Source organism: Chryseobacterium sp. X308, assembly GCF_020733145.1.
In the GTDB taxonomy this organism is placed as follows: Bacteria; Bacteroidota; Bacteroidia; order Flavobacteriales; family Weeksellaceae; genus Chryseobacterium; species Chryseobacterium cupriresistens.
In genome coordinates this window covers 340,507-354,741 of the sequence record NZ_JAJFZH010000002.1, presented here as the reverse complement: position 1 = coordinate 354,741, position 14,235 = coordinate 340,507, and the positions used below count along the sequence as shown (strand labels likewise).

The 14,235-nt window shown below is 38.3% G+C and carries 11 protein-coding genes; 9 read left to right on the top strand and 2 right to left on the bottom strand.

Translation table 11 applies throughout. From position 1 onward, the window contains the following. Positions 1-229: 229 nt before the first annotated feature. Entirely contained in the window at positions 230-1,213 is a 984-nt protein-coding gene (locus LIV57_RS04580) for a helix-turn-helix transcriptional regulator (protein ID WP_227941625.1), read from the bottom strand. A 197-nt stretch (positions 1,214-1,410) separates the two neighbouring features. Between LIV57_RS04580 and LIV57_RS04575 the strand changes: the two genes are divergently transcribed. The 5 genes from LIV57_RS04575 to LIV57_RS04555 all read left to right on the top strand — a co-directional run bounded on the left by LIV57_RS04575 (position 1,411) and on the right by LIV57_RS04555 (position 8,042). Further along, complete coding sequence (locus tag LIV57_RS04575) at positions 1,411-2,130, top strand: DUF6796 family protein (protein WP_227941624.1); 720 nt, start codon at positions 1,411-1,413, stop codon at positions 2,128-2,130. 155 nt (positions 2,131-2,285) lie between these two features. After that, a complete protein-coding gene (locus LIV57_RS04570; RefSeq protein ID WP_227941623.1) occupies positions 2,286-2,888 on the top strand; it encodes a TlpA family protein disulfide reductase in 603 nt (200 codons plus the stop codon). 9 nt (positions 2,889-2,897) lie between these two features. Beyond that, a complete protein-coding gene (locus LIV57_RS04565; RefSeq protein WP_227941622.1) occupies positions 2,898-3,389 on the top strand; it encodes an SMI1/KNR4 family protein in 492 nt (163 codons plus the stop codon). 102 nt (positions 3,390-3,491) lie between these two features. Beyond that, a complete protein-coding gene (locus tag LIV57_RS04560; RefSeq protein WP_227941621.1) occupies positions 3,492-4,280 on the top strand; it encodes an SDR family oxidoreductase in 789 nt (262 codons plus the stop codon). Between the two features lie 276 nt (positions 4,281-4,556). Continuing rightward, complete coding sequence (locus LIV57_RS04555) at positions 4,557-8,042, top strand: DUF2723 domain-containing protein (RefSeq protein ID WP_227941620.1); 3,486 nt, start codon at positions 4,557-4,559, stop codon at positions 8,040-8,042. A 64-nt stretch (positions 8,043-8,106) separates the two neighbouring features. On the opposite strand, the gene LIV57_RS04550 is transcribed toward LIV57_RS04555, so the two are convergent. Then, entirely contained in the window at positions 8,107-8,919 is an 813-nt protein-coding gene (locus tag LIV57_RS04550) for a helix-turn-helix domain-containing protein (protein ID WP_227941619.1), read from the bottom strand. 131 nt (positions 8,920-9,050) lie between these two features. On the opposite strand from LIV57_RS04550, the gene LIV57_RS04545 reads away from it, so the two are divergent. The 4 genes from LIV57_RS04545 (at position 9,051) to LIV57_RS04530 (ending at position 14,221) form a co-directional block, all read left to right on the top strand. Beyond that, positions 9,051-10,373 (top strand): TolC family protein, encoded by a 1,323-nt coding sequence (locus LIV57_RS04545; protein ID WP_227941618.1) that lies wholly within the window; start codon positions 9,051-9,053, stop codon positions 10,371-10,373. Positions 10,374-10,377: 4 nt separating this feature from the next. Further along, positions 10,378-11,442 carry an HlyD family secretion protein gene (locus LIV57_RS04540; RefSeq protein ID WP_227941617.1) on the top strand — a complete coding sequence of 355 codons (1,065 nt, stop codon included), beginning with the start codon at positions 10,378-10,380 and terminating at the stop codon, positions 11,440-11,442. Continuing rightward, on the top strand, positions 11,435-13,027 hold the full coding sequence (locus LIV57_RS04535; RefSeq protein WP_227941616.1) for a beta-carotene 15,15'-monooxygenase: 1,593 nt from the start codon (positions 11,435-11,437) through the stop codon (positions 13,025-13,027). Before LIV57_RS04540 ends, LIV57_RS04535 begins: the two co-directional genes overlap by 8 nt. Positions 13,028-13,222: 195 nt before the next feature. Continuing rightward, complete coding sequence (locus LIV57_RS04530; RefSeq protein ID WP_227941615.1) at positions 13,223-14,221, top strand: GlxA family transcriptional regulator; 999 nt, start codon at positions 13,223-13,225, stop codon at positions 14,219-14,221. Positions 14,222-14,235 lie beyond the last annotated feature (14 nt).

Here is a 14,235-nt window from a genome sequence, read left to right as displayed (position 1 = left end):
CAAATTAATTATGAAATAAATCCATGGGAAAAGCAGACTTCAGGAAATGATAATGGCAAGGATAAAAGAGGACTGTCAGATAAAAAGCAGTATTATGCATTGGATATTAATTTATTGTTGTTTTTTGGTAGATTTTATTGAAAAACAAATTATTAACGACTGTTATTTAGTTTTTATTATTACCCGGAATTAAAAAAATACAAATAAGCTTTTACAAGACTGTACGATGCTATCTGCTTCTGAGCCGGCTTGGCAGGATATTGAATTTTCGTTTAAATGCTGATGAAAAATGTCTCGGATTTTTATAGCCGATATGGTCAGAAATTTCGCTGATATTCAGGTCGCTGTCGAGAAGCATTTTTTTGGCCTGCTCCATTTTGAGATCATTCCAGAATCCGAAAACAGTAGTCCCGAAAATTTCTTTGAATCCTTTCTTTAAAGTAAATTCGTTGGTTCCCACCAGATGGGCAAGATCATTCAGAGAACTATCTGCATTCAGGTTTTTTACAATATAATCCCTCACAGCGTACATTTTCTCTATATCTTTTTTCTGAAGAGAAGAAGATGAGGATTCACTGTCAAAAAACTGTTCAAGCTGCAACAGAAGAAGTTCATTTACTTTAGCTTCAAGATAAATTCGTTTGAAAGTCCCTTTTCTGTTGCAAAGAATGATGTCGTTCAGAATCTGATACATATCATGGGTGATGCGGTTATGCTCACTCTGAATGAGAGATGAATTCTGCTTGTCAATCGAATTTCTGAATATTTCAAACAGTCCTGAATACTCAGGTAGAAATTTTTTTAAGAACTCAGGAGCAAGATTGATTTCGAATACATACATTTCCGGACCTTCGAATTCCATCCTGCCTTCCATATGATGGGCATAAATAATATTGTGCTGGTAGCTGTCAAACATTATCGTTTTTTGGAAGTTACCCGAAATGGCTTTGCTTTTTCCTTTCAGGGTAAAATGCATTTCTACCGAATCAAAATCACTCTCAAGGTACAATTGAAGCGGTTTATTCAATACAATATTCCCAAAACTGATGTGGACATGGGTAAAGCTTATTTCGTGATAAAAACCATTTCCATAAGGAGGAGTAAGCTGGGTAATGCATTCCTGGATGCCTCCATCATCTAAGAAATAAGAGGAAGGATAATCCCGCTCTATAAGCATGTTTCCAAAGTTTTCATCATATAGCCGTACTGTCATTTCCTTTTGCTTTGTTTGAATTTCCTTTTTACGGACTTTTTATTCCGTTTTACAGACCCTTTCTGTTGAATGTTTAGACTAAGTTTGCACAAAGGTAATAATTATTTAGAATCATTCTTAATAATTAAATTGCTTTTAAATAAAAGAAAGAAATAATGAAACGATATGCATCTTATACAAATTAATTATTAAAAATTATGAAATATTCAGGTAAAATAAACTGGTCTTTTGCTGCAGCAATAGCGGTGTCAATATGTTGGATTATTGGTGATATTTACGTTGCCGGATTTGATCCGGATCCATCAGATTATCCTTTGTTTTCAAAAACCTATGCAGATCAGGTAAATCTGGAATTTGCAACTTTAATGCTGGAAGGTTCCACTCCGAGATTGATGTTTGGTGCTTTGATTGGTGCTCTTACGGGGCCTTTACTGCTTCCTGCTACGTGGCTGGTATATCAGTTTTTCAAAGACACTCAAAAATGGTATGCAGTCTTTGTGTATTGGGTCTTACTGGCAGGGGCGGTTTTATCACCTTTAGGACATGCCGGATTCTTCTATGTTGGGGAGATTTATAAAGCAGTTTACCATACAGACTCTGTCTCTCACCCTTATCTTCTGGAGACGGGAAGAGGTTTTATGAAAATGCTTAACATTGCCTGGGGAACAGCTATTGGTGTATTGGCAGTCGGATGGATTTCCTTTGCTGTTTGTATTCTTTTCAATAAAACTCTATTGCCGGGGTGGATGGCTCTGCTGACACCATTTGCCCTTACTTTGTTTATCATTCCTATAAAAAATCTTTTACCGCTTCCTTTTTCAGGATGGGTAGGAGGTGCCATATTCAATATTGCCTATCTGACATTTTTCAGTTCACTGCTTTTCTTTTTCAGAAAGAAATTGCTGAACAGGATTTAGCTATAAAAAATATGACTATGATCTTAACCTAAAATAAATGGAGAGGAAAGTCTTTAAATCTTAGAATTTAAAGGCTTTTTTACATTAAAAACTATCTTTTTAGGAATATTGATCAAAATATTAACCTTATATTGGCTGGGAATAAGCGGAAGAATATGGAAAATCTGAAAATTTGGTTAAGAAAAAATGCTTCTACGGCAGTACTTACCGTATTATTTATTATCGTTTTGGTGAATAAAGATGCAAAGGCATGGCTCATGCGGCAGGTAGCGTCTACCGGAATCCTTAATTCCAGTATATCAGAATCAAAAGAAGGCCAGCATGTTTCAGCCAAAGTTTCCTATACCGGGCTGATGCTGAAAAAAGAAGATGGAACAATTATCGACGGGTCTGCTTTACAGAATAAAGTGGTCTTCATTAACTTCTGGGCATCGTGGTGCCCTCCCTGCAGGGCTGAATTTCCATCTGTTCAGAAGCTGTATGATCAGTATAAAAATAATCCGGATATGGTATTTCTTACAGTAAATCTGGATGATAATGTCAGCCTGGGAAAATCTTATTTAAAAGAGAAAGGCTTTACAGTTCCTTTTCTTACACCGGCTGGAAATATACCTGATGCATTGTATAGCGGCTCTCTGCCTACAACAGTAGTACTGGACAAGAAAGGAGAAATCCGCATGCAGCATACAGGAGTGGCAGATTATAGCAAAGATTCCTTTTATAAGCAGATTGATGAACTGTTGAACGAAAAGCCATAATTTTTAATAATGATGATTCCCTTTATCTTGCCTGCTCTTGCAGAAATAGAAACTGAAATCCTTAAAGAAAAAAGCACCGTGCAGAATTTTCCAAAGGTTATAGTATTTCCTTTCTCTGAAAGCTATAAAACGTTGGTTACTCAAATAAAAACAACAGAAATCTCTTCTGAGACCATTCTGTACAATTCAGTGGATGCAGTCAATGAAAATAAAGAATTTAACTTGCCGGAGTACTGGTGTTTTGCTGGCAACGGACAAGGTGACCGATGGTTTCTGGACAGGGATCAGAAGGTTTTTTTCTATGATCATGATGATGACGGGAAGCTGAAACCGATGCATATTAATTTTGAAGAATGGCTGCAAATGGCATTCATTATCCGTCAGCTGGATCATTGTTTTGATCAATATGACCATATCACTGAGCCGGTTCGTCAGGAGTTTTATAAAGCCCTGAATACTATTTATCCCACATTAAGTGATGTGTATCCGTTTACATTGTAATGTTGTTTTATATCCGTAACGAAGTTAAATTAAACCTTCAAAATATAATCTGAAGGTTTTTTCTTACATTTATCTATACCAATTACAATATCCAAGGATCTTATGAATATTCAACTCTTTTCAAAAAATGCTTTAGTAGGAGGGGCAACCCAGGGAATAGGCGCCGGGATTGCTTTAGAACTGGCAAAATGCGGTGCTAATGTTACGGTTATGGCCCGTAATGAAGCCAAACTTAAAGACTTTATTTCATCTCTGCCAGTCATCAATCCTGATCAGAAACATGAATACCTGGTAGCCGACTTCTCGGATTTTGAAAGTTACAGGAAAATTATAGCGGGATATTTTAATAATCATTCGGTAGATATTCTGGTGAATAATACCAACGGCCCGGAACCCGGCCTGGCAGTTGACAAAAACACAGATGATTATCAGAAAGCATTTGATCTTCTTTTTAAAACCGTTTGTGAGACGACATTGCTGGCTTTGCCTCATATGATCCAACAGAAAAAAGGGCGTATCATCAATGTTTCATCACTTTCAGTAAAAGAACCGATCGGAAATCTGGCCTTGTCCAATTCTATCCGTTCTGCGGTAATTGCTTGGGCCAAAACGCTTTCCAACGAAATTGCACAACACAATATCACGGTAAATAATGTCTTAACAGGATATTTTGATACTGAAAGAATTCAGAAACTCGTTGCTCATGAAGCTCAGCAAAGTGGCAATGCTGAAGAAGAAATAAAAAAGGCGAGGGAAAATAAGATTCCGATGAAAAGATTCGGACAGCCTGAGGAATATGGACATCTCGTGGCTTTTCTGGCTTCTGAATATTCAAATTATCTTACCGGAACAAGTATTCCTTTGGATGGAGGATTGAATAATACGTATTAAAATTTTACCATTTAGGAAATATAGATTCTTTTAAACCGCAAAAGTTACAAAAGTTTTTGAATTTGTTTCTAAGCTTGCTATTTTGAGTGTTAAAGTACACTTAAGTTATTTGAAATCTTTGCTTTACTTCTTCTTATATGAACTTTTTGCAGCAATGTTTTTAAACTTAATTAAACTACGCCAAGACTTTTATGACTTTTGTGGTTTGAGAATAAAATAAGGTAAATGTAATAAACCCTTTCCCCCAGTTGTCATATACATATTGGAAAATATGATATGAAAAACTGGTCTTTTAAAAAATGGAACACCGTACTGGGATGGTTCCTTTTCGCTATTGCGCTTATTACTTATCTTTCAACGATAGAACATTCTTTGAGTTTCTGGGACTGCGGAGAATATATCTCTTCAGCTGTAAAGCTGGAGGTAACTCATGCTCCGGGAGCCGCTTTATTCCAGATTATAGGAGCCGTGGCGAGTATTTTTGCATTGGGAAATACTGAAAATTATGCTGTGGTGATCAATGCCATGTCGGCGTTATTCAGTGCATTTACCATTCTGTTGCTGTTCTGGACGATCACCCATTTTTTAAGACGGCTTTTGCATAAAGACTTTGAAGAGATTACAAAACATCAGGAAATCTCCATCCTTTTTGCCGGAGCTATCGGTGCCTTATGCTTTACCTTTTCAGATACCTTTTGGTTTTCGGCTGTAGAAGGTGAGGTGTATGCAATGGCTTCGCTGTTTATTGCGTTGCTGGTATGGCTCATCACGAAATGGGAAAATGAATATAAAGCTATTGACAGTGAGAGATGGATCATCCTTATTTTCTTTATCACAGGGCTTTCCGTAGGAGTACATATGATGTGTATGCTAGCTCTTCCGGCAATATGTCTGGTATATTACGCCCGGAATTATACCTTTTCGTGGAAAAGTTTTATCATAGCCAATCTTGTTACTTTGGGAATTCTTGCCTTCGTGTTCAAGATTATTTTCCCTTTGATTATGACCCTCTTTGGACAGCTTGAAATTTTCTTTGTGAATGGTTTAGGACTTCCTTTCCATTCAGGGACCATTGCGGCGTTTGTTCTTATGGCCGCAATAAGTTATTTCTTAATTAAGTATGCCGGAAAAACCAAAAAGAAGGTATACCAGACTGTTGTTTTATCCCTTGTTTACATGATCATTGGTTTCTCCTGCTGGCTGGTGATTCCGATAAGAGCCAATGCCAATCCGCCGATGAATCTTAATGATCCGGATACGGCTATCGGAATGAGAGATTATTATAACAGGGTTCAATATGGTGACTGGCCTACGATTTACGGGCAGAATTATACCGCTTTTCTCGACAAAAACGGGCTGGAAAAAGAGGAAGACGGAAGTTATAAAAGAGACATCACCGGAGATATTTATGAAAAAGATGAAAAGACCGAAACTTACAGAAAAACCGGAGAAAGATTCAACTATGTTTTTAATAAATCTCATATAAGCTTTATGCCAAGGATGTTCAATGAAGATAAAGAAGTGATGGCTAATTATATCTCATTGTATGGAGCTCCTGATTTTACCTTCAATTACGATAATGAAGATGTGGCAGACAATCCTGAGGCTAAACGTATTTTTGAAGAACTGAGAGCAAAATATGAAGGAGATTCTATCACTGCAGAAGATTATCTGAAAGTCAAGCCTTATGATCTTATGAAGGTGCAACGTCCATCCTTCGCTCAGAATATGGATTATTTTATTTCTTTCCAGAATGGATATTACTTTGTGCGATACCTGATGTGGAATTTTGTTGGAAGACAGAACGATCTTCAGGGACATATGGAAAATACCAACGGAAACTGGATTTCAGGATTTTCTTTTATTGATAATGCTCTGTTGGGTGATCAGGATCATATGCCTGCTCAATTTAAAAACGAAAGTACCGTAAAGTTTTTCTTTTTACCATTGATTCTGGGCCTGATTGGTTTCTTTTTCCAGCTGAACAGAGATTTTGGAAGATTTTATGCCATACTTTCACTGTTTATTCTGACCAGTGTGGGAATTGTTTTCTATACCGGAGTAAAACCGTTTGAAGTGCGGGAAAGAGACTATGCCATGGTAGGTTCATTCTATGCCTTTGCCGTGTGGATCGGCCTGGGAGCCGGAGCCATCCTTTGGCTGATTCAGTCTAAGATTAAATCCAATGCAGCCAACATTATACTGGGAGCTGTATTGCTGGGAATTCCTTTTATGATGGGATTCCAGAATTATACATCCCATGACAGAAGCAAAAAAACGGCAGCCCACGATTATGCCTATTCATTTTTACGGTCATTGCCTAAAGATGATATCATTTTTATTTATGGTGATAATGATACTTTTCCGGTGTGGGCGATTCAGGAAACAGAAAGATTCAGGGATGATGTGAAAACGGTCAATTTTACCCTTTTAGCCACTCCATGGAATATTGATCAGGTGAAAAGAAGAACCTACAATGCCATGGGAATTCCGGGTGAGCTGACCCATGAAGAATATAGAGACGGTGTCAATGATCAGGTGTATCTGATGAAAAAAGAAGATTGGGAAGGGCTTTTCCAGATGCTGAAAGAACAGGGAGCGCCGGACACGGCTTTCCAGGAGTTCAGAAAATACCTGACTCAGGATTCCATGACCCTGAAGGAGGCTATAAAATTTCTGAAATTACAATCGTCCGAAAAAGATGAATTGCTGAAAATGTACTTCGGCGAACAACAATATGAAAAATATAATATTCTTCCGGTGAGTAAATTTATTCTTCCGGTAAATAAAGCAAATGCGGTGAAAGCTGGAATCATTACTGAGGCAGATCTTCCAAAAGCTGTAGATCAGATTACAATTAATTATGAAGCCAATACGCTTTATAAAAGTAACCTGATGATGCTGGATATGCTGGCCAATTTCGACTGGAAGCGCCCGATCAGTTTCTCTTCAGGCGGAATGTATGAAAGCGAAAATATTTTTTATCTGGATGAATATCTGCAGTTTGACGGTTTCAGCTACAGATTGGTTCCCATTCATACGCCTCAGGGACCTGATGGAGATAAAGGAAGGGTAGATGCCCAATCTCTTTATCAGGTGGTGAAAAATTTCAGATGGGGAAATTTTAAAGATCTGAGTATTTATTATGATGAAACAGCTACGTCAAATATTTTGGGCTACAGAATGTCGGTGGGCAGAGCTGTATCTGCACTTGTGGCAGGCGGGCAGAAAGCGAAAGCACTCGAGTTACTGGAACTTGCTGCAAAAGAAATTCCTGCTGAAAAATACAACGATCCACGTTCACTGAGCGCCATGGTTACCGGATATATTGTTGCAGGGCAGGAGCAAAAGGGGCTTCAGCTGGCAGAAAATCTCAAAAAAGGAATATTTGAAGAATACGATTATTATCAAAGTCTTACTCCTTCATTTAAAGCAGCAGCCAAAAGACAGATGTGGTCCAAACCGATGGAATATGCATTGGTGGTTTCTGCTGTTACTGAAGGCTACAAAAAGCTCGGGCAAAATGAAAAAGCACATGCATATCTTTTAAAAGCAATGGAGCCTATCGACAAAAAATTCAATATCTTCATAAAAGGTCTGCAGCAGATGGGTAAAGAAAAAGCAATAAAAGAGTCTGAAAATGTACGCCAGATTGCTCCCTTTTATCAGTATCTGTTTAATGTTATGGAACCTTTTGATTCCACCTATTCCAGAAAAAAAGAAATTGAGATTACCAATGCGATGATGAAAGTGACACAGTAATAATCAGTGATAAAGCCTTTAAGCATAATGTTTAAAGGCTTTTATTTAATTCAGGGTGTCCAATTTAATCTGTAAAATTCTGAATGGCTTTATTGCTCTTCCTTAAATCAGAAGGTCTGGATTGGGTAAACTCATGGAAGGTGTCGCTAAAGGCACTGATAGAGCTGTATCCAACGTCATCCGCTATTTCATTGATAGGTTTATCGGTATTTAGAAGTAACTCAATTGCTTTAATAATTCTTAATGTTTTCAGGTACTGCAGAAAAGAAATATCCATATCCGCTTTGAACAGGCGGGACAAAGAGCGTTCACTCAAACCAAATTTACTGCTTACATTAGCCAGAGTCAATTTTTCTCCGATATTCCATTCCAGATAAGATACGATTTTCATCATCTGTTTGTTATGAGTGGCAGGAAGAATAATAGGTAATGGCTGTTGATGGGTTTTGGGAAGGATCTTTTTTAATGCTACCAGAAATTCAAAGTTTTCATCTTTTGCCGTTACATGCTTTTCATCCCATATTTCAGAATATTTGATCATCTGAATCAGGAGTTCTGATGCCGGATAAATGCCCAGTCTGCTGTAGAAAGGATCTGAAATATCATCATGGGCATAGAAGTAAAGAGACCGCAAAACCGTTGCCGTATGTCCGATCTCTAAAATATGCTCCATTCCCTGCGGAATCCAGAAGAAATGCCTTGCCGGAACCACATAGGTCCTGTTGTCAATCGTAATATAGGCGATACCCCCTTCCACATAGCTCAGCTGTCCTTTCGTATGTTTGTGAAAAGGAATCAGTTTTTCTGATTTTTCATGCATGACAAATACACTTTTATCGTCTTTATCAATATCAGGAAGCGCAGCAATTAATCCCATAAAAAAGTTTAAAACCCAAAGAAAATACAAATATAATCATTTGGCTGGAATCATGTAAAAGTTGACTATTTTAGATAAATAAAATTTCCGGATTGCCAATAAATTTGCAGTGCAATAATTCAAAAATTCAAATGAAAATTTATGTCGCCGGATTGCTGATGTTTGGAGTTTTCTCCATCGTATCAGCGCAGACCGGCAGTCCAGCAAAGGATACCATACGACTCTCCCTGAAGGAAGCATGGCAGAAAGCGGAAGAAAACAGCCGCCATATCAGAATCAATACCATCAACGTAGACATTGCCGAAGCCGAAGTAAAAGACGCCAAAAGAGAGCGCCTTCCGGAAATAGAAGTTAAAGGTTCTGCAGAAAAAGCTTCCAACATTCCTATCTATGAAAACGGAATCTTTTCAAAACCTACCCAGCATGAAGTTATCCATACGCTTTACAGAGCCGGAGCAGATTTTTATCTGAATATTTATAACGGAAACAAACTGAATCTTAAGATTAAGGAAAATCAAACGCTTCAGAAAATTAAGGATATCCAAAAAGAACAGTCCGTTTCAGATATTCACTACAAAACAGCATCACTTTATCTGGAATTACAGAAAACCTTAATCTTCAGGGATCTTATCAAGCAGGATATTGCTGATCAGAAAACACAACTGAAAGAAATACAGACTCTTTATAAAAACGGAGTGGTTTTAAAAAGTGATGTTTTAAGAATTGAACTTGAACTTTCAAAACGAAAAATGGCGCTGGTGACCATAGAAAATGATATTCTCATCGCCATGCAGAAACTGAATATCATTCTTGGAATTCCTGATGAACAGATCGTTATCCCTGAAGCACCGTTTAATCAGTGGAATGAAAATACAACATATGATGAATACCTGAAACTGGCACTGGATCATTCTTTTGATTACCACGTTTCTGAACAGCAGACAGCGCTGAGTATCATCAAACTGAAACAGGTAAAAGCGAATGTAAGGCCTAAAATAGGGATGTATGGCGAATTTTATTATGCCAATCCACAGATTTTTCTTTATCCGTACAATCCGTATTGGTATTCATTGGGGATTGTGGGAATTAAAGCTTCATTTTCCATCTCTTCCCTTTACCACAATACCCATAAGGTAAAGGCAGCCCAGCTTGAATTTGAAAAAGAAGAGGAAGTGCACAGGGATACTGAAGATAAAGTAAGACAGCAGGTGAAAGAAGCTTATTTAAGGTACCAGGAAGCTTTGGAACAGATAAAAGTGGCAGAAGCCAATGTCGCTCAGGCAAAGGAAAATGCACGTATTATCAAAAATACTTACTTCAGCCAGACTTCCCTTATTACAGAACTGCTGGATGCAGATATACAGCTGCTTCAGACAAAATTTGAACTGGAAGCAGCTAAAATTATGGCACAGAACAATTATTATTTATTACAAAATATTACAGGCGTTTTATAAAACAATGAAAAAAAAATACACTCCCACCGATAGAATGATCACGAAGATCACAGGATGGATTTCAGTTGTAATCGTTGCTGCACTTGCAGTGTGGGGCGGGTTTACCCTAAAAAATTATTATGCCTATGAGCAGACCAATGATGCACAGGTTCAGGAATATGTAAATCCTATTATTTCAAGAGCCGGAGGATTTATTGTTGCCGTAAAATTTGAGGAAAATCAGGAAGTAAAAAAGGGCGATACTCTTTTAATCATTGATAACCGTGAATATGTCCTTCAGGAAAAGCAGACTCAGGCAGCCCTTCAGAAAGCCCGTGCCCAACTGAGAGTATTGGAAAGTACTACAGGAACTACAGAAAAGGAAGCTGCCGCAGCGATGGCTCAGGTGGATGCCAATAAAGCGAAAGTCTGGAAACAGCAGCTTGATTATAACAGATATAAAAAACTGTATGATGAAGAATCTGCTACCAAACAGCGCCTTGAAGATGTGAAAGCAACACTGGATGTCAACGAAAGTGATTATAAATCTTCACAGAATAATTATGCAGCTTCTGTATCCAGGATTAATGATATTCGGACAGAAAAAGCCGTGGTTTTGGCAGAAATTGCCAGACTGGAAGCATTGCTGGACCGTCATAAACTGGATGTAAGTTATACAGCTGTCACCGCTGCTTATGATGGAAGAATGGGACGACGAACCGTAGAAGTAGGCCAGATGATTGATGCCGGAGAAACGCTGGCATTCATTGTCAATAATGAAACTGATAAATGGGTAGTGGCTAATTATAAAGAAACCCAGATCAGGGATATGCATATCGGTGATCATGTGAAAATTGTTGCAGATTCTTATCCGGACAAAGAATTCCAGGGAACGATTATTTCCCTTTCTCCTGCAACAGGCTCAAGTTTTTCATTGCTTCCACCGGATAACTCTACCGGAAATTATGTGAAAATTGTACAGCGTATTCCTGTAAGAATCAGAGTAGATGGACAAAGAAGTCAGATTGATGTTCTGAAAGTAGGAATGAATGTGAATGTATACGCTGATAAAAAGCATTCCAATGGCTAAAAGACAGATGCCTTATTTCAAAAAATGGGCTCCGGAATGGCTGGTGAAAATTATTCTTTTTTCAATGACACTTCCCGGAATTATTATCTTTTTTCTCCCTTTAGCCAATGTGAATGCAGCAGCAGGATATTACGGAAGCGAGCCGGCAGACATTCAGTTCTCGGTAGCATTATTTTATGCAGGGTATGTAGGTTTTTATAGCCTGGAAAGACGATTTTTCAGTTTTCTGGCTGCAAAAGAATATTTTCTTCTTTTTACCACACTGCAAATTCTGGCCTGTCTGGTATGTTATTCTACCCATGAAATTTATATTCTGTTTCCGGTGCGTTTCATGCAGGGAATGTTATTTGCCGGGAATGTAAACCTTTCACTAACCCTTATTTTCACCCGGCTGAGCAGTGAAAGGGGCCGGGAGATCAGCTTTTCAGTGTTTTTCGGGATCTTAATTTGTGCTTTGCCGTTTAATAACCTTATAACCGCCGACCTCATAGATTCGTATAATTTTAATATCGTCTATAAAACAGCCATCTTCTCATATCTTCCGGGACTTATTTTCCTCACCCTGGCAATGAGTAACTACAGAACCCATGCAAGATTTCATCTCTATAAACTCGACTGGCAGAGTTTTGGACTGTTCAGTACGATGCTGGTGCTCATAGGATATATAACCATTTTCGGGCAGGAATATTATTGGCTGGAGGATAACAGGATTTTGGGAAGCGTCATTGGAATTATTGTCCTGGGTGGAATATCAGTATTTCGCCAGCAGGCTATTAAAAGGCCTTATATTGATCTGCGTGTTTTCAGATACCGGAATTTTAAAGTAGGTCTGCTGATTCTTTTTGTGATGTATATCTGCAGGTTTGCTTCAGGAATTGTCAATAATTATTTTGCATCGGAGCTGCATCTGGACCCATTTCATATTTCCTATATTAATATTTTCAATCTTGCAGGATTGGTTATGGGAGTCATTGTTGCCTGCTGTATGGTTTTGCAGAAAAAAAATATACGGTATATCTGGGGACCGGGTTTTTTAATGCTGCTCATTTTTCATGCGGTCATGTATTATTCTTTTGATGTTCAGGCTGATGAGTTTAATTACTATATCCCGTTATTTATTCAGGGATTGGGTGTGGGATTGATTATGGTTCCGACGATTATCTTTATTATTTCGTCAGTTCCTGCAGTCATTGGCCCTTCAGCTGCGGCAACTGCCTTAGCAATACGGTATCTCGGATTTTGTATCAGTATTGCCCTGATCAATTTTTTTGAACTGTTTGAGAAAAGCCGTCATTATAATGCCTTTCAGGATCATCTAAGTGCTGTCGATCCGGAAGTTAAAAGTTTTCTCCATCAGCAGACTGCTAGGCTTATCGCTCGCGGAATGCCGGAAGATAAGGCTGTTAAAGCTGCCAATAAGCTATTGATTGGCAGAATGAATGTTCAGGATCATGTCCGTTTTGCGATGGATTATTATGAAATGATGGTATGGCTTCTTGCCGCCTCATTGTTATTGATTTTCCTTTTCCCATATCTTAACCGCACTGCTCTTTATTTAAAATCACGCAGATTATCTCCTGCGTAAAGAGAATTTTAATGTTAATCATCGAAAAAGTATAGCTTGTCAGCTAATTTTATAGTAGAGTGCTGAGACTGTCTGATAAGGCAGTCTCTTTTATTTTGATAAAGGATAATGATTACTTCTGGCCGGAATTGTATGTTTTTTGTCATTGCAGACAAAATCCTTTCTCTCTACATTTGTACTCATACAGAACGAGATATGAAGAAAGAAGGGCGAAAAACAGCAATGAAAAATATAGTGCTTTTAGCATTGCCGGAGGTACAGCTGCTTGATATTGCCGGACCATGGGATGTTTTTACATCAGCAAACCGTTTTTTAAATGATAAACAGGATTCCGGTTATCATGTGTATCTGGTATCCGGAACTTCAGAAAAAATAATATATTCAGGTTCAGGAATGCCTTTATCATGCAGCCATACTATTTATGATATTGATTTTTCCGTAGACACTTTACTGGTAGCAGGTACCACGTTGAATGTGCTGGATGAGGTCAATCCGGATATTTATCATTACCTTCAAAATATAGCTCCCGGCGTGAGACGAATGGGATCTGTCTGTGTAGGGGCGTTCATCCTTGCCAAAGCTGGTCTGCTGGATGGCAAACAGGTAACTACTCACTGGAAGTTCGCAGATACTTTACAGAAATCTTATCCAAAATTGGATGTGAATATTAATCCTTTTTTTATCCGTGACAGGCCAATTTATACTTCAGGAGGTGTTTCTTCAGGGATGGATCTTGCATTGGCTCTATTGGAAGAAGACTTTGGAAAACCTTTGGCGGCCGAAGTTGCCCGTCATCTCGTCCTGTATTTAAAAAGATCCGGAGCACAGTCTCAGTTTGGAAATGCATTGCCGGAATATGAAATAATGTCTCCTTTTACAAAACAAATCCGTGATTTATTGAAAGATAAGCTGGGAGAAGCTATTACGGTGGAGTATATGGCAGAGTTCCTGAACATGAGTGTCCGTAACTTTTCCAGGGTATTTGTAAAAGAGTCCGGAATGACTCCCGGTAGATTTCTCGAAAAAATGAGGCTGGATCAGGCTAAAAATATGCTTGAATATACTGACATGAGCATCGATATGATAGCTGGTAAATGCGGATTTAGTAATGCTGTTTCTCTCAGCCGCATATTTCTTAAAAACATCTCCCTCTCTCCGGCACAGTACAGGAAGGCATTCAAGACTACAGGATAATAGCTTTTTCTTAT

Excerpts from the sequence above, each read along its gene's own strand:
- LIV57_RS04580 (WP_227941625.1), bottom strand. The coding sequence starts at position 1,213 with ATGACAGTACGGCTATATGATGAAAACTTTGGAAACATGCTTATAGAG.
- LIV57_RS04575 (WP_227941624.1), top strand. The coding sequence starts at position 1,411 with ATGAAATATTCAGGTAAAATAAACTGGTCTTTTGCTGCAGCAATAGCG.
- LIV57_RS04570 (WP_227941623.1), top strand. The coding sequence starts at position 2,286 with ATGGAAAATCTGAAAATTTGGTTAAGAAAAAATGCTTCTACGGCAGTA.
- LIV57_RS04565 (WP_227941622.1), top strand. The coding sequence starts at position 2,898 with ATGATGATTCCCTTTATCTTGCCTGCTCTTGCAGAAATAGAAACTGAA.
- LIV57_RS04560 (WP_227941621.1), top strand. The coding sequence starts at position 3,492 with ATGAATATTCAACTCTTTTCAAAAAATGCTTTAGTAGGAGGGGCAACC.
- LIV57_RS04555 (WP_227941620.1), top strand. The coding sequence starts at position 4,557 with ATGAAAAACTGGTCTTTTAAAAAATGGAACACCGTACTGGGATGGTTC.
- LIV57_RS04550 (WP_227941619.1), bottom strand. The coding sequence starts at position 8,919 with ATGGGATTAATTGCTGCGCTTCCTGATATTGATAAAGACGATAAAAGT.
- LIV57_RS04545 (WP_227941618.1), top strand. The coding sequence starts at position 9,051 with ATGAAAATTTATGTCGCCGGATTGCTGATGTTTGGAGTTTTCTCCATC.
- LIV57_RS04540 (WP_227941617.1), top strand. The coding sequence starts at position 10,378 with ATGAAAAAAAAATACACTCCCACCGATAGAATGATCACGAAGATCACA.
- LIV57_RS04535 (WP_227941616.1), top strand. The coding sequence starts at position 11,435 with ATGGCTAAAAGACAGATGCCTTATTTCAAAAAATGGGCTCCGGAATGG.
- LIV57_RS04530 (WP_227941615.1), top strand. The coding sequence starts at position 13,223 with ATGAAGAAAGAAGGGCGAAAAACAGCAATGAAAAATATAGTGCTTTTA.